This is a genomic window from Campylobacter concisus (genome assembly GCF_002914195.1).
Taxonomy (GTDB): Bacteria; Campylobacterota; Campylobacteria; order Campylobacterales; family Campylobacteraceae; genus Campylobacter_A; species Campylobacter_A concisus_M.
Genome location: NZ_PPAU01000113.1, coordinates 1 through 24,247, shown reverse-complemented (window position 1 = coordinate 24,247; position 24,247 = coordinate 1). Strand labels below are relative to the sequence as shown.

Below are 24,247 nucleotides of genomic sequence, written 5' to 3'. Positions count from 1 at the left end.
GAGATATGATGAAAAAGAGTTTGGTTTTATTATTTGCTAGTTTGTGTGTTTTAAATGCTGGCTACATCAAAGAGGCTTTGAGTGCAAAAGAAGACCATAATAAGCTAGCACAAATTTATGAAGATGCTTGTGATAAAGAGAAAAAGGCATCAGGCTGCTACAATCTAGCTGTGCTTTACAGCAGAGGTGATGGCAATGTCAAAAAGGACGAAGCAAAGGCAGCAATGCTTTATGAAAAAGCTTGTGATCAAAACTTCTCTATGGCTTGCAGCAACCTTGGCTACGTCTATGAAAAAGGCAAAGGTGTGGAAAAAGACCTAGCAAAAGCAGTTAAATTTTATGAAAAAGCATGTAGCGACAACGAGGGTTGCACGGAGCTTGGCTTGCTTTATGCAAATGGCACCGGCGTGACAAAGGATATTAAAAAGGCAAAAGAGCTTTATGAAAAGGCTTGCAAAGCAGGGGACGGCATAGGATGTAGTAACCTTGGCTATCTATACGCGCAGGGTGAAGGTGTCGAGAAAGACTATGCAAAAGCCAAAGTAAACTACGAAATGGCTTGCGCAAACGAAGCTGGCATAGGGTGTGATAATCTTGGCTTTTTATATGTTTATGCACAAGGCGTTGATCAAAACCTCACAAAAGCCACAAAACTTTATGAGCAAGCGTGTATATATGGATATGAAAAGGGCTGCAATAATTACGCTATCATGCTAGCTGAAGGTAAAGGCGTAAAAGAAGACGTGGAGAAAGCACGTGAAATTTTTACTAGAAGCTGCAAAAATGGCTTAAAAGAAGCGTGCGAGAATTTAGAAATTTTAGGAAAGCATTGATGCTTGATAAAGTTAGCCCAGTGGCATTTAAAGCTTATAAATATAAAAATAAAAAATACTAAAGGAGATAATTATGATTTTACGTTCTATCTTGAGTTCAGCACTACTAGCAACCATACTTTTTAGTGCTTCTACAAATGAACAAGCCGTCAAAATGAAACCGATGTTTCAAAGCGTGGATCCTAGCAAGGCTACACTAGTAGGAAATGGCGAGGGCAAGGAGTACTGCGCCGTTTGTGGAATGAATTTGGTTAAATTTTATAAGACTAATCACGTATATAACGGCAAGCAAGTAGCATCACTTCACTGCTTATACGAGCTAACAGAAGGTAAGATCCCAAGCGACGCGCAGGTCGTCGATACTAAAAATCTAAATTTAATCGATGTAAATAAAGCTTTTTATGTCGTTGGTAGTAGTGTTAAAGGCACAATGACTAGAAATAGCAAATACGCCTTTTCAACCGAGGCTGACGCAAAAGAATTTCAAGCAGAAAATGGCGGTGAGATAATGAATTTTGCTAAAGCTTACGAGATCGCTGGACAAGACTTCGCAGGCGACAATAAGATGATCAAAGCTAAGCGTGAGGACGGCGTTTACGCGCATGGTAAGGAATTTTACGAGGCAAACTGCGACAAAACTGATCCAAAAAGCTTTAAGGCTATCTCTGAGCTAAAAGCTCATCTCAAAAAAGTATGCGACGCAAAAGAGGCCAGCAAAGCCCCAGAGTACGACAAGCACTTGCAAGCCGCTGCTCTTTATCTATGGGATGCTCCGGCAAATGTAGGCGCTAGCAACCAAGCTTCAAAAGCTAAACAAGAAATAAAAAAACCTGAGAGAATAGTCGTACCAAAAGGTGCAAGATGTGCGGTATGTGGCATGCTTGTCAAAAATTCTCCATGGGCAACACTCATCAAAGCAGATGGCAAGGATTATTATTTTGATGGTGTAAAGGATATGGCACAATTTTACTTTGCGGATGGCAAAATGAAAGATGCTTATGTGAGTGATTATTACACGCTAGAAAAGCTTGATGCAAAAGATGCGTTTTATGTTCACGGTTCAAACGTTTATGGACCAATGGGTGATGAGTTTATCCCATTTAAAGATGAAGCAAAGGCAGAGAGCTTTTTAAAAGATCATGCTGGCAAAGGTGTCATAAGATTTGACGAGATAAAGAACTTTATCGGTAAATAGTGTGAAATTTCTAGTTTTTTTAGCGTTATTTTTTGGACTTTCTTATACGCTTTTAGCGGCACACTATCTTAGCTTTGATCATAAAGCAAAGCAAGATGAACTAAGAGAAATTTCTAAGATAACAAGAGCAAATGCTGCTTTTAGTTTTAACCAAAAGGGGCAAAAAGGCTTTGTCTATGATAGGTAAAAATTTTATAAACTATGCTGTGGTTCTGCTTTTTAAAGATAGGAAGGATCACCTTTTTAGCTTTTGCCTCTTTGCACTCATTATCTTTGTGCTAAGCTCGGTACTTTTTATCTCTGGATCGATCCAACATGATCTTATAAATTTAGTAAAAGATAGATCAAGTATCGTAGTGAGTGCATTTCGTGCTGGCAAAAATGATCTCATGCACCCTGGCTATATCTACGACATCTCAAAGATTGATGGCGTGGCTGACGTTAGGGGCGTGGTTGATGGAGAGTACTACTTCGTTCAAAAGCGTGTTTGGTTTCATCTATATGAAGATGATAGCTTAAAAGAGGATGAGATGATCGTCGGAGAAGGTGTAAAGGCGGCGATGAATGAGCTTTACTACGACGAGAGCTTTAATTTTCTAACTGAAGAGCGCATGATACCAGTAAAGATATTAAAGACCATGCCGGCACAAAGTGGTTTAATCTCAAATAACGCTATATTTTTGCATCCAAATACGCTAAGGGCTATCTTAAATTTAAAAGATGAAGAGTATACAAAGCTCTACGTTGAGGTGCCAAATACCGATGAGATCAGTGAAGTAGCTTTAAAGATAGAGAATTTATATCCAAATTCTTTCGCTCTTAGTATAGAAGATGAGGTGGCTAAGGTTAGGCACCTTTACTATTATAAGGGTGGAATTTTCATGAGCATTTACGTTAGTGTTATGCTTATATTCTTTGTCTTGCTTAAAAACCAAATTTCACTCGCCTATGGTAGTAAAAAGCGTGAAATAGCTATTTTAAGAAGCATCGGTTTTTGCATAAAAGATATTATATTTTTAAAATTTATACAAAATTTCATCGTGAGCGTTAGTGCTTTTTTACTAGGTGTTATGCTGGCTTATCTCTTTGTTTTTGTATTAAATGCTCCACTTTTAAAAGGGATATTTTTAGGCGATGAGCTTTTAAATTTTACAAATTTCACGCCTATTTTAGAGTTTGATAAACTCTTTTTGATCTTTGTTTTTGGTGTGATACCATTTTTGGCGTTTGTACTCATACCTTCATGGAGAGTAGCAAGTAGTGACATAAATGAGGGGCTAAAATGATAAATATAAGAGGTGTTAGCCTAGTTTATAACCAAAACAAACAAAATGAGTTTTGTGCTTTAAAAAATATAAATTTAGATATTAATGACGGCGAGATAGTGATACTAAAAGGCATTAGTGGAAGCGGTAAAAGCACCTTGCTTTCGCTTATCGCCCTACTTCAAAAGCCAACTAGTGGAGAAATTTTGATAGATGGCACTAACATCGCAAAGCTTCCTGATGCCTTTTGTTCTGAGCTTAGACACAAGAGGCTTGGATTGGTTTTTCAAAATTTTAACCTTATTGATGGCTTGAGTGTATATGAAAATTTACTAGCTCCATTTGCTCTAACAAATTTCAAGGCAAATGTGCGAGATGAGATGATAAAGAGAGCGCTTGATCTTGCAAATATCGCTCATAAAAAAGATGAGAACGTATCAAATTTAAGTGGTGGCGAGCGTCAAAGATGTGCGGTAGCTAGGGCTTTATCTATGGATGCTAACATCATCTTGGCTGATGAGCCAACGGCAAATTTAGATAGAGATAATGCACGTGCATTTTTAGGCTTACTAGAGTCTTTTAAAGCTCTAAAAAAGAGTGTTATTGTCGCTACTCACGATAGCATTTTTGATGAGCTAAGTGCAACAGGTAGGGTTGTTTCTTTACAAAACGGAGAGATAGTATGAGTGTCTTTTTATCAAACGCCGTTATCGCCTTTTTGTTAGCGGAGTTTGTACTGTTAGTTTTGATGAGTATTTCGCTTTTTTATGTCATTAGGGTCGTGAGATCGTGGGACTACAACGCACTAACATCGCTTCAATACTCGCTTGAAAAACAAAACTACCTTGTAAATACGATCTTGCTTTTTTGTGTTTGTATCAAGATCGTATTGTTTATATTCTTTGCACTTTGCCTAAATGAACTCTCTGATATTGTGCCTGGTGCCATGTGTTCAGCTGGCGTGATCGGCTCGAATAAATTTGGTGGTATATTGATGCTCACTAAAATTTTGCTGATCTTTGGGCTTGGCATTTGGCTGGTTATAAATAAGCTTGACTTGCAGGCTCTAAATTTCCCTTATCTAAAGAAAAAATACGCCATTTTTATCTGCCTTTTTGTCATGATATTAGTCGAACTTGGTATAGAAATTTCGTTTTTTTACAATATTCCACTAAAAGTGCCGGTCTTTTGCTGTTCTGTTACTTTTCAAGCTCCAAAGCTACCATTTGGCTATACAAATTTTGGCTTAGTGAGTGCATTTTATGTGCTCTTTTTTGTCATTTTGGTGCTAAATTTTTTAAAGCAAAGTATGGCGAGCTTTGTGGCAAATTTATTGTTTTTGGTGCTTAGCTACTATGCAATTACCTACTTTTTTGGCCTTTATGTTTACGAGCAACCAAATCACAAATGCCCATACTGCATGCTAAAAGGTGACTATTTTTATATTGGCTACCTCATCTGGGGCAGTTTGTTTCTCGGTGTATTTTACGGTCTTATGCCATATCTTGTTGAGATTATCACAAAGACAAACTACTCACACAAGCTTAAATTTTCATCGATCTGGCTAAGTGTTTGCGTGCTGATCTGTGCGCTTTATGTCCTAAAATATTATTTGTTAAGAGGATTTTTATTTTGATAAAACAAATTTTTTCTTTGTGTTTGTTAGCTCTAGTCTTAGCCGTACTTGCCTATAATGCCGACATAAGTGATGATAAAATTTTGGTTTTAAATAACGGCAAATCAGAGCCGATCGAAGAGCTAACACCAAATAAATATATATGTTATGAGAGTAGGACGCTTATCGCTGATAACAACGACACAGCTCAAGCCATCATGCCAAATGGCAATATCTACTTCTTTAACGATATCACAAATTCTTTTATCTGGTATATGGCAGAAAAAGATAAAGAAAAGATAAAGCTATATGTATACACAAAGGATACAAACCGCTATATCCTGGCACAAGACGCTTGGTACTCAAGGGTCGACATCACACCGATGGGATATGGCATAGGGGCATATGAGTTTCACTTGTATGGCATATGTGATAACTATTTTAAAGAGGTCTTACTATACGCAGCACGTGGCGAAACGCTCATAAACCCATATATAAACATCCTACTTTCAGAAAATAAGATATAAATTTACGAAGTTAGTAGATTTGCTTTAGATGATTGATAGTTTTACTCATAGTTTTAAATATGATCTCAATCTTTTCATCATTGTCATCTGTAGCGTTGCTGTCAATCATTTTATTAAGATAGTCGCATCCATCTTGAAAACCTAGAGTGCAAGCTTTAAAAACGTATCTTTTTGCCAAGCGATAGTCTTGATTTACCCCCATTGCCTAGCGCATATAAAACCCCTAAGTTATGGCAAGCTTGAGCGACATCGCCGTCGCAAGCCTTTTTGTATAGATTGATAGCCTTGATATAGTCTTGTCCTATGCCTTGATCTTTTATATATAAAGCCCCTAAATTTAGACAACTACCAACAAATCCTCCATTACATGACCTTTTATATAGCTCGGCTGCTTTGCGGTAGTCTTGTTTTACACCTTTAGCATCCTCGTATAAAATTTCTAAATTATGACAAGCACGGGCGACATTATCGTCACAAGCTTTTTGCCATTGCTGGGCAGCTTTATCAAACTCGCCTTTATTATAAGCCTCAAACCCAAGCTTAAAAAGATCCTCGCAAAAGCTGGTAGTTAGTAAGATCATGGATAAAAGAACAATCTTTTTCATCTCTTCTTCATTTTTGTAAATTTGACTTGTCTCTTTGTTAGAGAAACAAGTCTAATGTTAGTGTATAAATTTCACACCTATTGTACAAACGACAACTACTTTAAAGATGCTCTACGCAGCACGCGACGAAACGCTCATAAATCTATATATAAACATCCTACTTTCAGAAAATAGGATATAAATTTAGAGAAGCTCTAAATTTGTTAGAGCTTACTAGGTTGTTTTTGATATCAAGGCGCTATTCGTTTAATTTTTTGTAAAAATCGCATCCTGATTGAAACCCTAATTTGCAAGCCTTATCAAAATATTCTTTTGCTATGTGATAGTCTTGTTTTGCACCTTTGCCTTTTAGATAAAAAGCTCCTAAATTAAAACAACCGCGATTGTATCCACCATTGCAAGCTTTTTTATACAATTCTACTGATTTACTGTAGTCTTGTTTTACACCTTGACCGTTTTCATATAAAATTCCTAAACTAGAACAGCTATCACTAACTCCATCATCACAAGCTTGTTTGTATAGATCGGCTGCTTTATAATAGTCTTGTTTTACACCTTGACCAATATTGTATAAAATCCCTAAATTGTAACAGCTAGTGCTATATTTGTCACTGCAAGCTTTTTGCCATAATTGAGCTGCTTTATAATAGTCTTTCTCTACGCCATGACCGTTTATATATAAAACTCCCAAATTATGGTAGGCTTGGGCAACATTGCCATCACAAGCTTTTTTGTATAGTTTGACAGCTTTGGTATAGTCTTGCTCTACTCCTTGTCCTCTTTCATAAAAACCACCTAGATTATAGCAACCAATAGCATCTTTACTATCACAAGCGTGTTTATACAAGGCGGCTGCTTTATTATAGTCCTGCGCCACACCTTGACCGTTTTCATATAAAGTTCCTAAATTAGTGCAACTATCAATATTTCCATCATTACAACCTCTTTGCCATTGCTTGGCAGCTTTATCAAACTCGCCTTTATTATAAGCTTCAAGCCCAAGCTCAAAAAGATCTTCGCAAAAGCCAGTGGTTAACAATATCACAGATAAAAGAACAGCCTTTTTCATTTTTTCTCCATTTTGCAAATTCGTAGTTATTGTGGTCTGGCCTGCCTCTTTGTTAGAGAAGCAAGCCTGATGTTAGTATCTAACGTTATTAACTTTTAAAAAGTCTCTTAGATCTTCGTATTCGCTGTTTTCGAAGTAGCGCCATTTGCCAGGCTTTAGCATATCAAGGCTAACGCGCCCAAAACTAACACGTTTTAGGTCCATTACTTCAAGGTCAAAGTAGCCAAAGAAGCGGCGTAGCTCTCTGTTTTGCCCCTCGTTGATGATGACCTTTAGTTTTGTGTAACCACCGCTTGAGCCAAAGACTTTGTAGGCTAGAAATGGCTTAAATTCCATTGATTTTATAGTGGTTTTTGCGTGCGCGCCTTTGGTGGCATCCTTGGCGAAAAAGCCATTTGTCATCGCCTCTATTACCTCTTTTGTCACCTCGCCTTTTACTTTTAGGTAGTATTCGCGCTCTAAGTCGCTATTCATGAGCGCTGTGGCGATCGCTGGAGCGTCAGTTAGCAAAAGTAGCCCCTCGCTTGCGTAGTCTAGGCGTCCCACGCTAACAAATTTAGCAAATTTCTTATCTAACGTGTCATATATCTTCTTTCGTCCGCGGTCATCTTTTTTGCTAACTAGCTCGCCCTTTTGTTTGTGATAAACGATAACGGTAAATTCTTTTTTTAGCTTTATCAAACGGCCATTTATACGCACTTTGTCATCTTCATCTACGCTTGTAGCAAGGTCGCTAACCACACGCCCTGCTATGCTAACCTTGCCAGCTTTTATCAGCTCATCTGCCTCACGGCGTGAGTAGTTTGTGTTATGCGAGATAAATTTATTTAGTCTTGTTTTTTCCATTTTATAGTCCTAAATTTGCAAGGTCATGGATGTGTAAAACACCCACAGGCACGCCATTTTCTACGACAGCTAGAAGCTGAATTTTGTATTTTTCTATCAAGGCTAACGCATCTACGGCTAACATCTCTTTGTCGTTTATCTCTTTTGGATGCAAGGTTGCAAATTTCATCGCTGGCTCGTCTAGGTCAAAGTCCTCTCTCATAAGTGCACGCCTAAGATCGCCGTCACTTAAAAGAGCGTCTAGCACGCCATCTTTATTGATGATAAGAACCGTGCCAAGCTTGCCATGCGTCATCGTATCGATCGCACTTTTTAGGCTTGCATCCCAGCGGACTATCGGTAAATTTTCGCTTCTCATCACATCTTTGACCTTTAAAAACAGCCTCTTGCCAAGGCTGCCACCTGGATGAAAATTTGCAAAGTCCTCTTTTTTAAAGCCTCGCTTTTGCATCAAACAAACAGCTAACGCATCGCCAAGAGCTAACGTTAGCGTGGTTGATGCTGTTGGGGCGGCATTTAGTGGGCACGCCTCTTTCTCTACATTTATATCTATAAAAGCGTCGCTAAATTTACCAAGTGAGCTTGTCTTGCTCCTTGCCATGGCGACGATTTTTACGCCAAAGCGCTTTACGTGAGGCAAAATTTTGATAAGCTCATCACTCTCGCCACTAAAACTAATGGCTAACAAAATGTCATCTTTTTCTATCATGCCAAGGTCACCATGCATGGCCTCTGTCGGGTGTAAGAAAAAGCTTGGCGTGCCAGTGCTTGCAAGCGTGGCAGCGATCTTTGCGCCCACGTGACCGCTCTTACCCACGCCTGTTACTATGACTTTGCCTTTTGCGTTAAATATCAAATTTACAGCATCTTTTATCTCTACGCTTTTAGCGTGTCTTAAAAGCTCGTTTGCTTCTATCTCTAAGACTTCAGCGGCGATTTGGTTGGCTTTTTGCATAAATTTTCCTTACATTAGATAGATGATCGGCACGATAGTTGGGTACTTTTTGACCTTTCTAAAGATGTGCTTTCTGATAACTTGGCGCACTTGTGACTCAAGTAGTCTGCTATCTTTCAAAAGCTCCTCTTTGACGTTGCTTAGGTATTGCTCTAGCACGCCCTCCATCTCTTTTCTAAACTCGGCGTCTTGCTTGTCGCCCACAAGGCCGTAGCTGATGACGCGAGGTTTGTTGATGAGTTTTGCGCCGTGACGTGAAATTTGAGCGATTATCATAACAACCCCTGCTTCAGCTAGGTTTTGTCTGTCGATGACGACGTCGTCCGCGATTTGTTTATTTATTTGATTGTCTATGAAGACTTTGCCAGTTTTTACAGTTTTTACACGTTTTAGGTATTTTTGACAAACCTCCATTTGATCGCCGTCACTCATTAGATAGATATTTCGCTCATCCACACCACAGCTAATGGCCGTCTCTTTGTGCTTTGCGATGTGGTTGTACTCGCCATGCACTGGCAAGAAAAATTTTGGTTTTATGAGGCGAAGCATCAGCTTTTGCTCTTCTTGTGCTGCGTGACCGCTGACGTGGATCTCACTAAAGTCTTGATAAGCGACGCTCGCACCTGATTTTAGTAAGAAATTTAGCACCGTTGAGACGCTGTTTTCGTTGCCTGGGATCGCTTTTGAGCTGATTATTATCTGATCGGTCGGCTTTATCTTTATATATTTGTGCTCGTCTGTCGCCATGCGGTAAAGCGCGCTCATAGTCTCGCCCTGAGAGCCAGTAGTGACGATAAGTACCTCGTCATCTTTAAATTTACCAACCTCGTTTGCATCGATAAAAATTTTCTTATCAAGCTTGATGTAGCCAAGCTCCATCGCAGTGTATAAATTTCTCTCCATTGATCTGCCGATGACACAGACTTTGCGGTTGTATTTTAAGCCCCATTCGATCGCTTGATAGACGCGGTGGATGTTTGAGCTAAATGTGCTCATTATGACGCGTCCTTTGGCCTTTGAGAATATCGCATCAAAGGTCTTGCCAACACTGCTTTCGCTTTTGGTAAATCCTTCGCGGTAGCTGTTCGTGCTATCGCTCATGAGGCACAGTACGCCGCGCTCGCCGTAGTATGCAAGTCTGCCAAGGTCAGTTGGATAGCCGTCGATCGGCGTATGGTCGATCTTAAAGTCGCCCGTATGGATGATGGTGCCTGCCTTTGTCGTAATGGCTAGCGCGCTAGCATCGATGATAGAGTGGGTGATGTGTATCCACTCAACCTCAAAGTCGCCTATAAGATATGGCTTTCGCTTCTCTACCGATCTAAAAAGCGAACGTTCTTGTTTTAGCCCGTGCTCTTCAAATTTGTTATTTATCATACCAAGCGGTAGCGGCGTGGCATAAATCGGAAATTTAAACTCTTTGTAAAAATATGGTACTGCACCGATATGATCTTCGTGCGCGTGAGTGATGATGACACCTTTTATCTTGTCTTTTATCTTGCGAACGTAGTCAAAGTCAGGGATTAGTATATCCACGCCGTGCATACTCTCGCTTGGAAAGCTCATGCCGATATCCACGATGATCGCGCTCGTATCAGTCTCAAATATCGTCATATTTCCGCCGATCTCGCCCAGCCCGCCAAGTGGAGTTATACGAATTTTATGCTCACTTGAGTTTAGATACTTCATCGGCTCCAGACGAAGCTCGTGAACGGCCTTGTTTGCCACCATTGCACTTGCGATATCTTGCTGCCATTGTTCATTGCCGTTTAGCTTAGCTGGTAAATTTTTCTTTGGCTTTTTAGCCTTTTTTGGCTTTTCTTTTTGTTCTTGTGTTTTGGTTTTTGTTTCTTGTGATTCTTGTTTTTGCTCTTTTGGATTATTGTTTTCGCCATTTTTGTTTTGATTTTTGTTATTTCTTGGCTTTTTTGGACGAGAATTTTGGCTCTTTGGCTCGGCGTGCATTTCAGCTTCAGCCTGCTCTGCTGCAAAGAAGTTATCTATTACGCTTTTGCTTGCTAGTGAAGCTTGCTCGGTAGTTTCGCCATCTTGTTTTTGTTTGTTTTTTGGTCTAAATCTTCGTCTTTTGTTATTTTTGCTTTGGTTAGTTACAACTTTCTCTTCGTTTTTGTCGTTCATTATCTTCCTTTAATCTTTCAAATACTTTTAGATAAGAATCGACATCTAGCTCGTGTGGACGTAAATTTTGAGCTAAGTCTAGGTCTTCAAAAATTTCTTCTAACGCCTCTTTGTCAAAATTTATGGATAAATTTTTCAAAAGCGTCTTTCTTGGCGAAGCAAATGCAGCTCTTAAAAATACTTTAAAAGCCTCGTATTGTTTTGCATCTTTGAAAATCCCGTCTTTGCCAAAAACCTTTTTTGTTTTTTGCAGTTTGATGACTGAGGATGTGACCTTTGGGGGTGGATTAAAAAGCTTTGCATCCACGTCAAACAAAAGCTCGCACCTACCTTGAAGTGAAGCGAGGATCGATAAAGCGCTAAATTCTTTATCCTTGCTCTTTGCACTAAATTTAAGAGCAACCTCTTTTTGTATCATCACAATAAGCCCAAGGCATTTTTCGTCATCTATCGCATTTAGTATCATTTTTGTAGCAATGTAATAGGGTAAATTTGCGACTAAAAAGTAGTTCTCGCTACTTAGTCCGCCCTCTTCTTGCCACTGCTCTAATGCATCTTTACAAAAAAGTTTTAATTGTCCATTTTGGATCTCATTTGCAAATTTGGCCTTTAAAATTTGAAATAGCTCACAATCTATCTCAAAACAGGTCGTCTTGTAAATTTGCAAAAGTCTAAATGTCAAATCACCTAAGCCAGGCCCAATCTCAACGACGTTTGCTACGTCATTGGGTATCGCTTGGATGATCTTATCTAGTGTCGCTTTGTCCTGTAAAAAATTCTGTCCAAAGTGCTTTTTTGCCTTTATCATAGCCGCGATATTAGCCAAAAATTACTTATACAATGATTACAAGTTTAGTTTAATCATATATAAAATGGATTATAATCACTAAATAATAACGAAATAGGGCATAAATTTGAGCAAGGCAAATACCTTAAAATACTTTTTATTATCACAATATTTAGAGCCAAAAACCTTAGACGAGCCAAAAAAGACAAATACTAGATTTAAAAAATCAATAGATCTTGACATTACAAATTTTGATGAGAAATTTCTACAAATTTTAAGAGCATTTGACAGGCCGCTTTTAAAAAATGGTATAGAAATTTCAATTTATGGCGGTATTTTTGAGACTGACTTGCTTGCCATTTATATCTCAAAGCTAGCAAATTCAAAATTTGAAAAAGAGCAAATTTTAGAGGAACTACGCTCTGAGCAAACGAGCTTTGATAAGGCATTTTGCTATAAATTTAAGCTTGCTGGTGATTTGGTATTTTGTAAAGATGATCAAAATTTTGCTTTAAAAGATGTAAATTTAGATGTTAATTTAATTCCGTTTTTTACACCAAGCTCATCTGATGATCTTTTCATCTCAATAGCTCCTTGGGCAATGGCCCGCCTAAATCATCTAAAAGAGATAAGCCAAAGTGACTTTAGCAAAGAGTGCGAGCGCATAAAAGACAAGCTATCTATCTATAAAGAAAAAATGGAATTTGGCAAATATATAAAGCTTATAAACGATGAGCTAAAAAGTGCACTTAAAACACCATTTTGTAATGATTTCTTAAGGCTTGAAGTAAAGATCATAAATCCAAATTTTAAAGAAAATGATAGCCTTTTAAATAGCTTTTTCATAGATGATATAAATTTGCTTATCAAATTTTACGAGTCAGGCAGGACGCACGAGCTAACGGATCAGTTTTTGGATGAGGGCAGTGAGAATAAATTTGAAAGACTTGATGTAAGAGATGAACAAAATAAAAGGCTTGTTAGAGATTTTTTTAAAGCAGAAGAGTATCCAAGATCGGCCTTTGCTAGTGATTTTGCTCTAAATTTCTCGCAGCAAATTGCTGTTAATAACATCATTAAAAAATTTAAAGAAAAAAGTGGTGGAATTTATAGTGTAAATGGCGCTCCAGGTACTGGCAAAACAACGCTTTTAAAAGATGTAATGGCTGAAGTTGTTACGCTTAGAGCGATGAAACTCGCGCAAATGAGCAGACATGATATCTTTGCTCCAGTTCGAGATAGTAGCGATAAGGTGCTTTATTTTACTCTAAATAAAGAACTTCAGGGCTATGAGATGGTTGTTAGCTCTTGTAATAATGGTGCGGTTGAAATTTTAAGTAAAGAGCTTAGCCAACTAAAAAGTATCGGTAGTTACGCAGGCGAGATTGATTATTTTAAATTTATAGCTACAAGGCTTCTCTCGGCTGATGAAAAGACAAATTTTGGAGAAAAATCTTTTATCTCAAAACCTGCATGGGGGCTTTTTTGCATACCTCTTGGCTCAAAGCAAAATAAGTCAAATTTTGTTTTTAACGCGATTAATGGCGTAAAGATCGAAAAAACGCATAGTCAGTTTGAAGATATTTCAAAAGAATTTAAAGAATTTATAGAGCAAGATGGCTTTTTAGTGGGGCTTGGCAAGTATTTGGCTACCGGCAAAGGAGTTGATGATTACGATGCGGCAAAGGAGAAATTTAATCAAGCCCTACACGAAGTAAATCTACTTTTTAGCGAGATCAGGATCAAAGAAGAGGAGCTAAAAAGTATAAATAGTGAGCTTATAAATATCGATAAAAGACTTGATAACTATAATTCAGCAAAGCAAATAGAAGAGCTTTTAAGGCCACTAATAGATGAACTAGATTTGAGCAAAAATGAGCTAGAGCAAAAGACTACTGAAGCTAACGAGCTAACAAAGCTTATTGACCAAAATGAAATTTTGCAAGAGTATCTGAGTGCGCCTATAAAGCCATCATTTTTTATTTTCCAGCAAATTTTAAGGACACAAGCTTTTGAAAAATATAACAATGAAGCGCAAAAAGTTAGTGAGATAAATCGCCAAATAGCTGAGCAAAATTTGAAAGCAAGTAAGCAAAATAGTGAAAATAAAGAGAAGAATGAAGCAAAATTAAATGAACTAAAAGCTCAAATAACTCAGCTTGAAGAGAAAATTTTAGAACTTAACACCAAAATAGACCATCTCAACAAGCTTAATGATGACTTTGTTAGACGTCAAAAATTAATTGGTAGAAGCGAAGAGCTTGATAGCTTTTTAAATGGTAGTTTTAATCAGAGTAATGAAGAAATGCAAAAGAGTATGCCATTTATGATGGAGCTTGGCCTTGATGAGAAATCCCACAAGACGAAGCTTTTTAACGCAAGAATCAAGCTTTTTAAAGAAGCACTTAATCTGCATAAAGCCACTATCTTTGCTTGCAAAGAAGCTGTTAGAACAAATTTACGAGCTCTTAGTGTTATATTTAATGATGAAAAAATGGCTGAGAAAAACGGGCTTGAGGCTAAAGATAGACGTGAAATAATAAAAGGATCGTTCTTACTAACGCCAGTTGTTAGTTCTACTTTTGCATCTTTTAATAATACCTTTAAAGAGCTACTAAATGGCGATATAGGCTTGCTCTTAATAGATGAAGCAGGGCAGGCAAATTTAACTAACGCATTAGGCGCATTGCTTCGTTCAAACATGGCTGTTGTAGTTGGTGATCCACTTCAACTTGAGCCCGTTGTAACATTACCACCAGCTTTAAATAACGCTATTTTGCGCTACTGTGATGCAAAAGATGAGTTTAATTTACTAAAATCATCAGTTCAACTTCGAGCCGATAAAGTACAAAATATTGGTACATATATAAAAGGAGAGGGTAAGTCCATTTGGGTTGGTTCGCCACTTATCGTTCATAGAAGGTGCGCTAATCCTATGTTTAAAATTTCAAATGAAACAACATATGATGATATGATGATACTTGGCAGAAGTAGTGAAAGTAAACTTAGTGATCCTAATATCAAAACAGAATGGATTGATGTTAGTAGTGATGAATGGATAGGTAATTATAATAAAGCTGAAGGTATGATCGTTAAAAAGCTTTTAGATGGTAAGCTAGCCAAGCTAAAAGATAGTGTTAAAATAATAACACCTTTTAAAGATGTTTGTAAAAATTTAAAAGGGGCTGGCACCATTCACACCATGCAAGGCAAAGAAGCCGATGTTGTTATCTTTGTTCTTGGTGGTGCCACAAAAGGTGCTAGAGCATGGGCTGCTAGTACGCCAAATTTACTAAATGTAGCGCTAACAAGAGCAAAAGAGGTTGTTTATATAGTTGGCAACCGAGAAAATTGGTCTAATTTGCCATATTTTGAGGTAGCAGCTAGAAAAATAGATAAAGGACAGATTTGAATCATTTTGCAAAACGCATAATCCCATGCCTTGATGTAAAAGATGGCAGAGTCGTAAAAGGCGTAAATTTCGTAGGGCTTGTCGATGCTGGAGATCCTGTTGAGATAGCTAAAAGATACAATGACGAGGGCGCTGATGAGCTTTGCTTTTTGGATATCACTGCCTCTCATCTTGGGCGTGATACGATAGTTGATGTCGTAAAAAAGGTTGCAAGTAAGCTTTTTATCCCGCTAACAGTTGGTGGCGGTATACGCACGATCGATGATATTTCTCGCCTTTTAAATGCTGGCTGCGATAAAGTAAGCTTAAATTCATCAGCTATACAAGAGCCAAATTTGATTGATGAGGCAGCTAAGAAATTTGGCTCGCAATGTGTCGTAATTGCGATCGATGCGAAGAAGATCGAAAATGGTTATAGTGTTTTTATAAATGGTGGCAGGATCGATACCAAAAAAGATGCCTTTACCTGGGCGAAAGAGGTCGAGTCGCGTGGAGCAGGGGAGATATTGCTAACCTCTATGGACAATGACGGCGTCAAACAGGGCTTTAATCTTGAGCTAACAAAGATATTTAGTACGCTTTCTATACCAACTATCGCAAGTGGCGGCGCTGGTAAGATGGAGCACTTTAAAGAGGCTTTTGAAGCCGGGGCTGATGCGTGTTTAGCTGCTTCGATATTTCACTTTGGCGAAATCGAGATAAAAAAACTAAAAGAGTATCTCAAGGCAAATGGCGTTGAGGTTAGGCTCTGATGTTAGTTATCTCTGCTGGAAAAAACGAAATTTTTGACTTTGCTTTGCCAATGGGTGTGGGGCTAGTTGATATGGCGATAAATTTGACAAAGTTTTTGCAAAAAAGATTGTGCGTGGGAGAAGATGAAAAGAATATAAATTTAAAAAACATTGATCCTCACTATCTTGCAAGGATCGAGGCTAAATTTGCAAACTCATCAAATCCAGAGTTACAAAATCTAATCCAAAATTTGTCAAAAAATCCTGAGCGAAATCTATACCAGATGCCAGAAAAGATAGTTTTTGTTGGCTCGGCAGGTTTATATAAAGATGGTGAAATTTTACAAATATACGAAAGCTCGGTTGGGGCAAATATTGAAATTTCTAGCATAGAAAATAGATCTTACTCGCCTATCGAGTGTGAAATTTCTTCTATCGTTTCACGTGGAACTATCAAAATAAATTCGTCAAATTTTATAACGACTGATAAAAATTTAGCTCATAAGATGTTTGAAAAAGGGTATTTTTTAGAAAATATGGAGTTTTATTCTGTTCTAAAAGTAGCTCAAATTTTTAAAATTCCAGCTTATGGAATTTTCGTAGCGACAAATTTTTGTAATAAAAATGCACATGCTGATTTTGTAAAAAATCACGCAGAGGCCAAGAAAATTTTAACAAAATATATAAAGGAAAATATGTGATAAATTTGCTTGATCTTAGTATTGATGAGCTAAAAGAGTTAGTTTCTCCACCATTTAGAGCAACACAAATCTACGAGTGGGTATATAAAAAAAATGTAACCGAATTTAGCCAAATGCTAAATTTGCCTAAAGATATGCGTCAGAATCTAACCGAGAAATTTTATCTCGATCCTCTAAAATGTGTAAAATTTGAGCAAAGTAGTGATGGTTCGATTAAGTATCTTTTTGAGCTAAAAGATGGGCTAAAGATAGAGAGTGTCTTACTCCCGATGAAAGAGGAGATTAGTGATGAGAATGGAAAGATCAGTCGCCATGCTCGTTATACAGTTTGTGTTAGTTCACAGGTTGGCTGTAAAATGGGATGTGCTTTTTGTCTAACAGCAAAGGGTGGGCTTGTTAGAAATTTGACTGCAGGCGAGATTGTGGGGCAAATTTTATGGATAAAAAGAGAAAATAAAATACCTTATGAAAGACGTATAAATGTCGTTTATATGGGTATGGGTGAGCCACTCGATAATCTTACTAACGTTAGTAAAGCGATCAAAATTTTAGCTCTTAACGAGGGTCTAGCCATATCGCCACGTCGTCAAACCGTTTCAACTAGTGGCCTTGGTAGCCAGATAAACAAGCTTGGCGAGATGGATCTTGGTGTATTATTGGCCATATCGCTTCATGCTGTTACTAATGAACTCAGAAGTCGCCTGATGCCGATAAATAAGGCGTATAATATCGAGGCTGTTATGGATGCTGTTAGGGGATTTCCTATCGATATGCGAAAGCGCGTGATGTTTGAATACCTTGTTATCAAGGATTTAAACGATAGCGTGAGTGATGCCAAAAAGTTGGTAAAATTGCTTCATGGTATAAAAGCGAAGGTAAATCTTATATATTTTAACCCACATGAGGGTAGTGAATTTGGACGACCTGAGCTTACCAGCATGCTAAAATTTCAAGAATATCTAAGAGATCATGGCATCACTTGTACGATTAGACAGAGCAAAGGACTTGATATAAGTGCAGCTTGTGGACAGTTAAAACAGCGAAATGAAAATGCAAAATTAAAGCTATTTCCAGCGATAAAAATTTAAAAATACATTCGCTTGAAGATAATAGTAAAGCTAGTATGAGTTAGAATGAGTGTACTTGATATAGCCGAAATAGTCTTTGTTGCTGTTGTGGTTTTACTTGGATTAGGGCTTATTTTAAAAGTTTTAAAAGATGAAAAAGATAGGTATAAATTCTGAGTCTTAATATCAAGATAAAATCTAGCTCTCATAAAGAAATAAAGTGGAGCATTAATTGCATAAACTACAAAATTATCATTGTGGTATCTAAAAGCGATAAACTTTGGCAAAAGTAGGTAAAGATTTATTAAAAAAAGAAAATTTTAGACTAAAGTAAACCTTCTTTTGCAAATTTATAAAACTCATTTTCGGCGTCAAATTTGCTCTTTATCTTGTAAAAAATTTCATCAAATTTAAATGAAATTTCGTCCGAGTGAAGCAAGAGCCTTTTTGCACCAGTTAAATTTATCCGTTCGCACTCGCTCATCTCTTTATCTAAAATTTTCTCGATCTGCGGACGTGACAAACCATAAAGTGGTTCGCCAAGTATCTTGTGTTTCACATGAAACAAATGTAAGCGAATTTGATGTTGTCTGCCAGTGAGTGGGATAGCCCGAAGTAAAGTCGTATCGATATCGTCAAAATATCTGATCGGCAAAATTTTAGTCACAGCACTCTTGCCGTTCTCACAAATTTGCATTCGCATTTTCACATCGTCGTAGTTATTTGCTAGATCCATTTTGGCATCGATCGTAAATTCTCGCTTGATCTTACCTTGTACCATCGCGACGTAGCTTTTAAAAACCTCTCTATTTTCAAAGATTTTCTTTAGTTTTATCGTAGAATTTCTATCTTTGCCCACGACTATCAAGCCGCTTGTCTCAAAGTCTAGCCTATGTGCCACGCTCGCATCTCGCCCAAAAAGTGTATAAATTTCATCATTTAGAGAGTACTCACAGTGTCTGCCATTTGGGTGGCTCAGTACACCGCTTGGCTTATCAAATACAGCAAAGCTTTCACACTCAAAGATTGGCTTAAGTCCCTTTGGCTCCGCCTCATAGTCGATCAAAAAAATATCGCCATGCAAAATAGCATTTTTCTCGCTCACGACACTGCCGTCACAAATCAGCCTGCCTTTATCTATGAGTCGTTGCGCTTCTCTCATGCTAAAGCCAGTTTTTATTAAAATTTCATATGCTTTTTGTTTGTTTGCAGTGGTAATAAATTTATTTACGTATGGCAAAAATGATCCTTTAAAAAAGAGCGAGCTATCTTAAGCACAAATTTATAAGCGTATAACCGACATTTCAGCACGGATTTTATATAATCCAAACTTAAATTTTATAAAATTATACTATGTGATTTTTAGCTTCCAAGACTAAAAATTACTTTTATGATAAAGAAAACTAATACAAAAAGGTTCAACAATGGTCGAAAGATACTCGCGTAAAGAGATGGCTGATAAGTGGAGTATGCAAGCAAAATACGACGCTTGGCTCAAGGTGGAAAAAGCTGCTGTTAAAGCTTGGAATAAGCTTGGCTTCATAAGCGACGGCGACTGCGAGAAAATTTGCAAAAATGCTAAATTTGAAGTGGCTCGCATCGATGAGATAGAAAAGACGACAAAGCACGACGTCATCGCATTTTTAACAAGCGTCAGCGAGAGCCTTGGTGAGGAGAGCAGATTCGTGCACTACGGCATGACCTCAAGCGACTGCATTGACACAGCCGTCGCACTTCAGATGAAAGAGAGCCTAGAGCTCATCATCAGCGACGTAGAGGAGTTTATGCAGGCGGTCAAAAACAGAGCAAACGAGCACAAACACACGCTCATGGTTGGCAGAAGCCACGGCATCCACGGCGAGCCGATAACCTTTGGCCTAGTGCTTGCCATCTGGTACGACGAGATTGCAAGGGCACTAAAGCTCATCAAAGACGCAAAAGATACTATCAGCTACGGCAAGCTCTCAGGCGCCATGGGAAATTTAGCCCACGCTCCGATGGAATTTGAAGAGCTAACATGCGAAGAGCTAGGTCTTAAAGCTGCCCCAGCGTCAAACCAAGTGATCCAGCGCGACCGCTACGCACATGTGGTAAGCGCTATCGCTATCTTGGCTTCTACTTGCGAGAAGATCGCAGTTGCCATTAGACACTACCAAAGGACGGAGGTTTATGAGGCGGAGGAGTATTTTAGCCCAGGACAAAAGGGCTCAAGTGCTATGCCACATAAACGCAATCCAGTCCTTAGTGAAAACATCACCGGCCTTTGTAGAGTGCTACGCTCATACGTCACACCTGCACTTGAAAACGTCGCCCTTTGGCACGAGCGTGACATCAGCCACAGCTCGGTCGAGAGATTTATCCTACCAGATATGTTTATCACCGCTGATTTTATGCTGGTTCGCATCAAAAATTTGATAGCAAATTTAGTCGTCTATCCAGAAAATATGATGAAAAATTTAAATTTAACAGGTGGCTTAGTCTTTTCACAGCGCGTGCTTTTGCAGCTACCACAGCGTGGAATCTCTAGAGAGGATGCTTACAAAATCGTTCAGCGCAACGCCATGAAGGTCTGGGCGGACTTACAAGAGGGCAAAAAAGCGATAGACGAGCAAGGTCACAGTCTATTTTTACAAAATTTGCTAAACGATGAGGACCTAACTAAGAGCCTTAGCAAAGATGAGATCAAAGAGTGCTTTGACTACAACTACTACACCAAAAATGTAGATAAAATTTTCGCTAGAGTCTTTGGTAAGTAAATTTAAATGCAAGAAGCAAATTTATGCTTCTTGCTTCAAGACATCGCTTCAAAAATTTTTACAATCATTTTAAAATAAGATCAAATTTTTTAATTTTTTAAAAATAAAATATTATTTTTCGAATTAAATTTTATATCTAAAATCACTTTTTTAACAAAGAGAGTTTTTATCTCCTTTTGGATAAAATCCCAAATTAAAATTTAACATGGAGAGATATTTTTGAAAGTTATAAAACGTAATGGCAGAACAGAAGAGCTTGATATAAGTAAGATTAAAAAATATACAAATGAAGCCGTTTTTGGCCTTAGCAACGTAAGCCTTAGTGAACTTGAAGTAGATGCGAAAATCCAGTTTAGAGATATGATAACGACTGAGGAAATTCAGCAAACTCTTATAAAAACAGCAGTTGATAAGATCGACATCGACCGCCCAAACTGGACATTTGTTGCAGCAAGGCTATTTTTGTTCGACCTTTATCACAAAGTGACCGGCTTTAACGGCTACAATCACCTAAAAGACTACCTAGTAAAAGGCGAAAAAGTAGGTCGCATCATCCCTGGACTAAAAGAGAAGTACGATCTTGAGGATCTAAACGCTTACATCAAGCCTGAGCGTGACCTTCAGTTTGCATACCTTGGTATCAAAACGCTTTATGACCGCTATCTTATCAAAGACAAAAATGGCATGCCGATCGAACTGCCACAGCATATGTTTATGGCGATTGCTATGTTCCTTGCGCAAAATGAGCTAGACAGTCAAGGCTGGGCTAAGAAATTTTACGACCTCATCTCTAAATTTGAAGTGATGCTAGCCACTCCGACGCTCTCAAATGCCCGTACGACGCGTCACCAGCTAAGCAGCTGTTACGTAGGCAGCACGCCTGATAATATCGAGGGCATTTTTGATAGCTACAAAGAGATGGCGCTACTTTCAAAATTTGGCGGCGGTATCGGCTGGGACTGGAGCAAGGTGCGTGCGATGGGCGGCAGTATCGACGGACATAAAAACGCAGCTGGCGGTATCATACCATTTTTAAAAGTGACAAACGACATCGCAGTAGCGGTCGATCAGCTAGGCACTAGAAAGGGCGCGATCGCCGTTTATATCGAGCCTTGGCACATGGACGTGAGCGATTTTCTCGATCTTCGTAAAAACTCAGGCGAAGAGAGACGCCGTGCGCACGAGCTTTTCCCTGCACTTTGGATAAACGACCTATTTATGAAGCGTGTCAAAGAAAATGGCCGCTGGAGTCTTTTTGACCCAGCTCAAGTAAGCGACCTTTGCGACCTTTATGGCGAGGCGTTTGAGAAGAGATATTTAGAGTATGAAAATGACGAAAATATCCAGAAAAACACCATCCTTGCAAAAGAGCTTTGGAAGAAAATTTTAACTAGCTATTTTGAAACGGGCATGCCATTTTTATGCTTTAAAGACAACGCCAACAAAGCAAATCCAAACGACCACGAGGGCATCATCAGAAGCTCAAATTTATGCACCGAAATTTTCCAAAACACAGCGCCAAACTACTATAAGATCAAGATCACTTATGAAGACGGTGGCGAGGAGCTATTTGACGAAGAAGAAGACATCATCGTTGATAGTGGCATAACTAAAAAGGCCAAAAAGCTTAGCGCGCTTGATAGCCTAAAAGGCAAGCAAATTTTCATCGTAGAAAAAGAGAGCATCGAGGGCAAAACGGCAGTTTGCAACCTTGCAAGTATAAATTTAAGCAAGATAAACAGCAAAGAGGACATCGAGCGTGTCGTGCCGATAGCTATCAGGATGCTTGATAACGTTATAGATCTAAATTTCTACCCGCACAAAAAGGTAAAACACACAAACCTATCATCTCGCTCGATTGGCCTTGGCGTCATGGGCGAAGCGCAAATGCTAGCTGAGAAGAACGTAAAATGGGGCAGCTATGAGCATTTGGTGCTGATTGATAGCATAATGGAAAACATAAGCTACAACGCGATCTACGCTAGCTCAAATTTAGCCGTAGAAAAGGGCATATATCCAAAATTTGAAGGCTCAAAATGGAGTAAAGGTATCATGCCGATAGACACCGCAAACGAGAACGCAAAAGCGCTTTTAAACGACAAAGGCGGGCTATTTGACGAAAATGTCTGCGACTGGGACAAGCTAAGAGAGAAGGTCAAGCGTGATGGCATGAGAAATGGCTACCTAATGGCGATTGCTCCAACTAGCTCGATCTCGATCCTAGTTGGCACTACTCAGACTATCGAGCCAGTCTATAAGCGCAAGTGGTTCGAGCACAATCTAAGCGGTATGATCCCAAATGTCGTGCCAAATTTAAGCCCTGATACGTGGCAGTTTTACACGCCAGCTTACGAGCTTGATCAAAGAATTCTTATAAAAGCAGGCGCTATCCGCCAAAAATGGATCGATCAAGGTCAAAGTCTAAATATCTTCATGAGCTTAGACAAAGCAAGTGGCGGATATCTAAGTGAAATTTACACGCTTGCATGGGAGCTCGGACTAAAATCAACCTATTATCTACGCTCAGAGTCGCCAGACAGCGAAAAACTAAACGACGTAGCTGACCGCTCTATTGAGTGTGAAGGTTGTCAGTAGAGAACTTTTTATAATAAGACATTTGATTTGTTTTCTTGTTTAGGAGTAAGAAAGCTATGAAAGTATGGCTATTATATTTTATAAAATGTATTTATAAAATTTTAAAAAATAAAGATACTTATTCTATTCTTGGTAATATTGCAACTATTATTGTTGCAATAACTGCCATATATGGGTATATTTATACAATTAAGCCAACATTTGAAATGAAAATGCTAGAAAAACAAGTAGCTACATTAAATGAAAAAGAAAAAAATATTACTATTGAAAATCAAAAAATCAGCAAAGAATTGTTAAAGAAATCAAATGAACTTAATATGACTAATATTAGAATAGCCGAACTTAATGAGAAAGAAAACGATCTTAAAAACACCAATAATGCATTAATTAAACAAATGGAAGAATATGGAAAAAGTATACAAGATTTACAAAATAAAGAACTAGTTTATAAACAAAATTTAATAAATTTAAAAAAATTATATACTAGTAAAACGATTGAATATATCTCCTATGAAAGCAAGATAACCGATTTATTTGATGATAGAAATGTATCTAATATTTTTAAAATAAAAAATGTTAACAATATTGAACAAGATTTAAAAAAATCTCTGATTTTGCCCATTGATAGAATAAAACAACAACTTAATAAATTATATGAATATTTAGGCAATGCTAAAAGCAGTTCAGAAAAAGATAACTATCAAAGTATAATAAAAACATACTCATCTAATATGAAAAAATTTCAAGAAATTTTGCACATTCAAGAACCCGATTATAAATTATGGAAAGATAGTTTTTTAAAAGCAGTAGAGACAAAGCAAAAATTTGTAAATATATGTAAAAACGATTATGAAAAAGAATTTATAGAAATTAATATAAAAAATAGTAATTGGAATGATAATGATTTAAAATATATGCGAGAAAGTGGCGAGATAACAAAAGCAGTAGAAAAACATAGCGATTGTGAAAGGAATATTAACTTTCATATAGAATATTTATTTTTTGAAAAGTGGTTAAAAAATCAAAATATTATTTCAGACATAGGATTTGATATGTTGGATCTTATATATGGAAAAATAGATATAAAACAGTTAAAATCTCACGAATTATTATCTCCACCAAGTGAAGCAGATATAGAAAAGTATATTC

22 protein-coding genes are annotated in these 24,247 nt (G+C 37.8%); 14 read left to right on the top strand and 8 right to left on the bottom strand.

Annotation, left to right across the window (positions count from 1 at the left end; all coding sequences use genetic code 11):
• Nucleotides 1–5 precede the first annotated feature (5 nt).
• The 7 genes from CYP28_RS07735 to CYP28_RS07705 all read left to right on the top strand — a co-directional run bounded on the left by CYP28_RS07735 (nt 6) and on the right by CYP28_RS07705 (nt 5,435).
• Nucleotides 6–833, top strand: coding sequence for an SEL1-like repeat protein (locus CYP28_RS07735; RefSeq protein WP_103593756.1), 828 nt, complete (start codon nt 6–8; stop codon nt 831–833).
• Nucleotides 834–906: 73 nt separating this feature from the next.
• Nucleotides 907–2,028 (top strand): nitrous oxide reductase accessory protein NosL, encoded by a 1,122-nt coding sequence (locus CYP28_RS07730; protein WP_103593755.1) that lies wholly within the window; start codon nt 907–909, stop codon nt 2,026–2,028.
• Nucleotide 2,029: 1 nt separating this feature from the next.
• Nucleotides 2,030–2,215: a hypothetical protein gene (locus CYP28_RS07725; RefSeq protein ID WP_054197437.1), complete on the top strand. Its 186-nt coding sequence runs from the start codon at nt 2,030–2,032 to the stop codon at nt 2,213–2,215.
• Nucleotides 2,205–3,314 carry an ABC transporter permease gene (locus CYP28_RS07720; protein WP_103559505.1) on the top strand — a complete coding sequence of 370 codons (1,110 nt, stop codon included), beginning with the start codon at nt 2,205–2,207 and terminating at the stop codon, nt 3,312–3,314. The genes CYP28_RS07725 and CYP28_RS07720 overlap by 11 nt, the downstream gene beginning before the upstream one ends.
• Entirely contained in the window at nt 3,311–3,979 is a 669-nt protein-coding gene (locus CYP28_RS07715; protein WP_103593754.1) for an ABC transporter ATP-binding protein, read from the top strand. The genes CYP28_RS07720 and CYP28_RS07715 overlap by 4 nt, the downstream gene beginning before the upstream one ends.
• On the top strand, nt 3,976–4,929 hold the full coding sequence (locus tag CYP28_RS07710) for a hypothetical protein (protein WP_103593753.1): 954 nt from the start codon (nt 3,976–3,978) through the stop codon (nt 4,927–4,929). Before CYP28_RS07715 ends, CYP28_RS07710 begins: the two co-directional genes overlap by 4 nt.
• The gene (locus CYP28_RS07705) at nt 4,926–5,435 is read left to right on the top strand and encodes a hypothetical protein (protein ID WP_103593752.1); all 510 of its coding nucleotides are present in this window, start codon (nt 4,926–4,928) and stop codon (nt 5,433–5,435) included. The genes CYP28_RS07710 and CYP28_RS07705 overlap by 4 nt, the downstream gene beginning before the upstream one ends.
• 10 nt (nt 5,436–5,445) lie before the next feature.
• On the opposite strand, the gene CYP28_RS10400 is transcribed toward CYP28_RS07705, so the two are convergent.
• The 7 genes from CYP28_RS10400 to rsmA all read right to left on the bottom strand — a co-directional run bounded on the left by CYP28_RS10400 (nt 5,446) and on the right by rsmA (nt 11,857).
• Nucleotides 5,446–5,613 (bottom strand): hypothetical protein, encoded by a 168-nt coding sequence (locus tag CYP28_RS10400; RefSeq protein WP_180997955.1) that lies wholly within the window; start codon nt 5,611–5,613, stop codon nt 5,446–5,448.
• The gene (locus CYP28_RS07700; RefSeq protein ID WP_103593751.1) at nt 5,591–6,040 is read right to left on the bottom strand and encodes a tetratricopeptide repeat protein; all 450 of its coding nucleotides are present in this window, start codon (nt 6,038–6,040) and stop codon (nt 5,591–5,593) included. The genes CYP28_RS10400 and CYP28_RS07700 overlap by 23 nt, the downstream gene beginning before the upstream one ends.
• 238 nt (nt 6,041–6,278) lie before the next feature.
• Entirely contained in the window at nt 6,279–7,109 is an 831-nt protein-coding gene (locus CYP28_RS07695) for a tetratricopeptide repeat protein (RefSeq protein ID WP_103568649.1), read from the bottom strand.
• A gap of 72 nt (nt 7,110–7,181) precedes the next feature.
• A complete protein-coding gene (locus CYP28_RS07690; RefSeq protein WP_103593750.1) occupies nt 7,182–7,955 on the bottom strand; it encodes a pseudouridine synthase in 774 nt (257 codons plus the stop codon).
• A gap of 1 nt (nt 7,956) precedes the next feature.
• Nucleotides 7,957–8,910, bottom strand: a complete 954-nt coding sequence (locus tag CYP28_RS07685; RefSeq protein ID WP_103593749.1) for a KpsF/GutQ family sugar-phosphate isomerase — start codon at nt 8,908–8,910, stop codon at nt 7,957–7,959.
• 9 nt (nt 8,911–8,919) lie between these two features.
• Nucleotides 8,920–11,049, bottom strand: coding sequence for a ribonuclease J (locus CYP28_RS07680; RefSeq protein ID WP_180997954.1), 2,130 nt, complete (start codon nt 11,047–11,049; stop codon nt 8,920–8,922).
• Nucleotides 11,015–11,857 carry a 16S rRNA (adenine(1518)-N(6)/adenine(1519)-N(6))-dimethyltransferase RsmA gene (gene rsmA, locus CYP28_RS07675; RefSeq protein WP_103593829.1) on the bottom strand — a complete coding sequence of 281 codons (843 nt, stop codon included), beginning with the start codon at nt 11,855–11,857 and terminating at the stop codon, nt 11,015–11,017. The genes CYP28_RS07680 and rsmA overlap by 35 nt, the downstream gene beginning before the upstream one ends.
• Before the next feature lie 106 nt (nt 11,858–11,963).
• Between rsmA and CYP28_RS07670 the strand changes: the two genes are divergently transcribed.
• Genes CYP28_RS07670 through rlmN form a run of 4 tightly spaced genes read left to right on the top strand, consistent with a single transcriptional unit; the run spans nt 11,964 to nt 17,768 of the window.
• On the top strand, nt 11,964–15,248 hold the full coding sequence (locus CYP28_RS07670; protein ID WP_103593748.1) for a DEAD/DEAH box helicase: 3,285 nt from the start codon (nt 11,964–11,966) through the stop codon (nt 15,246–15,248).
• Complete coding sequence (gene hisF / locus CYP28_RS07665; protein ID WP_103593747.1) at nt 15,245–16,000, top strand: imidazole glycerol phosphate synthase subunit HisF; 756 nt, start codon at nt 15,245–15,247, stop codon at nt 15,998–16,000. The genes CYP28_RS07670 and hisF overlap by 4 nt, the downstream gene beginning before the upstream one ends.
• Nucleotides 16,000–16,680, top strand: coding sequence for a purine-nucleoside phosphorylase (locus CYP28_RS07660; protein WP_103593746.1), 681 nt, complete (start codon nt 16,000–16,002; stop codon nt 16,678–16,680). The genes hisF and CYP28_RS07660 overlap by 1 nt, the downstream gene beginning before the upstream one ends.
• Nucleotides 16,677–17,768: a 23S rRNA (adenine(2503)-C(2))-methyltransferase RlmN gene (gene rlmN, locus CYP28_RS07655; protein ID WP_103593745.1), complete on the top strand. Its 1,092-nt coding sequence runs from the start codon at nt 16,677–16,679 to the stop codon at nt 17,766–17,768. The genes CYP28_RS07660 and rlmN overlap by 4 nt, the downstream gene beginning before the upstream one ends.
• A gap of 304 nt (nt 17,769–18,072) precedes the next feature.
• On the opposite strand, the gene CYP28_RS07650 is transcribed toward rlmN, so the two are convergent.
• The gene (locus CYP28_RS07650; protein ID WP_103593744.1) at nt 18,073–18,987 is read right to left on the bottom strand and encodes a pseudouridine synthase family protein; all 915 of its coding nucleotides are present in this window, start codon (nt 18,985–18,987) and stop codon (nt 18,073–18,075) included.
• Between the two features lie 184 nt (nt 18,988–19,171).
• Here CYP28_RS07650 and purB point away from each other — a divergent pair, with 184 nt between their 5' ends.
• The 3 genes from purB to CYP28_RS07635 form a co-directional block, all read left to right on the top strand.
• The gene (gene purB / locus CYP28_RS07645; protein WP_103593743.1) at nt 19,172–20,503 is read left to right on the top strand and encodes an adenylosuccinate lyase; all 1,332 of its coding nucleotides are present in this window, start codon (nt 19,172–19,174) and stop codon (nt 20,501–20,503) included.
• Nucleotides 20,504–20,722: 219 nt separating this feature from the next.
• A complete protein-coding gene (locus CYP28_RS07640; RefSeq protein ID WP_103593742.1) occupies nt 20,723–23,098 on the top strand; it encodes a ribonucleoside-diphosphate reductase subunit alpha in 2,376 nt (791 codons plus the stop codon).
• Between the two features lie 56 nt (nt 23,099–23,154).
• The coding region (locus CYP28_RS07635) for a hypothetical protein (protein ID WP_141090920.1) at nt 23,155–24,247 on the top strand (1,093 nt) is incomplete at its 3' end.

Coding starts and splice junctions, on each gene's coding strand:
- CYP28_RS07660 (WP_103593746.1), top strand. CDS start 16,000: ATGTTAGTTATCTCTGCTGGAAAAAACGAAATTTTTGACTTTGCTTTG.
- CYP28_RS07710 (WP_103593753.1), top strand. CDS start 3,976: ATGAGTGTCTTTTTATCAAACGCCGTTATCGCCTTTTTGTTAGCGGAG.
- CYP28_RS07730 (WP_103593755.1), top strand. CDS start 907: ATGATTTTACGTTCTATCTTGAGTTCAGCACTACTAGCAACCATACTT.
- rsmA (WP_103593829.1), bottom strand. CDS start 11,857: ATGATAAAGGCAAAAAAGCACTTTGGACAGAATTTTTTACAGGACAAA.
- CYP28_RS07690 (WP_103593750.1), bottom strand. CDS start 7,955: ATGGAAAAAACAAGACTAAATAAATTTATCTCGCATAACACAAACTAC.
- CYP28_RS07720 (WP_103559505.1), top strand. CDS start 2,205: ATGATAGGTAAAAATTTTATAAACTATGCTGTGGTTCTGCTTTTTAAA.
- CYP28_RS07700 (WP_103593751.1), bottom strand. CDS start 6,040: ATGAAAAAGATTGTTCTTTTATCCATGATCTTACTAACTACCAGCTTT.
- CYP28_RS07735 (WP_103593756.1), top strand. CDS start 6: ATGATGAAAAAGAGTTTGGTTTTATTATTTGCTAGTTTGTGTGTTTTA.
- purB (WP_103593743.1), top strand. CDS start 19,172: ATGGTCGAAAGATACTCGCGTAAAGAGATGGCTGATAAGTGGAGTATG.
- CYP28_RS07685 (WP_103593749.1), bottom strand. CDS start 8,910: ATGCAAAAAGCCAACCAAATCGCCGCTGAAGTCTTAGAGATAGAAGCA.
- CYP28_RS07695 (WP_103568649.1), bottom strand. CDS start 7,109: ATGAAAAAGGCTGTTCTTTTATCTGTGATATTGTTAACCACTGGCTTT.
- CYP28_RS07715 (WP_103593754.1), top strand. CDS start 3,311: ATGATAAATATAAGAGGTGTTAGCCTAGTTTATAACCAAAACAAACAA.
- CYP28_RS07680 (WP_180997954.1), bottom strand. CDS start 11,049: ATGAACGACAAAAACGAAGAGAAAGTTGTAACTAACCAAAGCAAAAAT.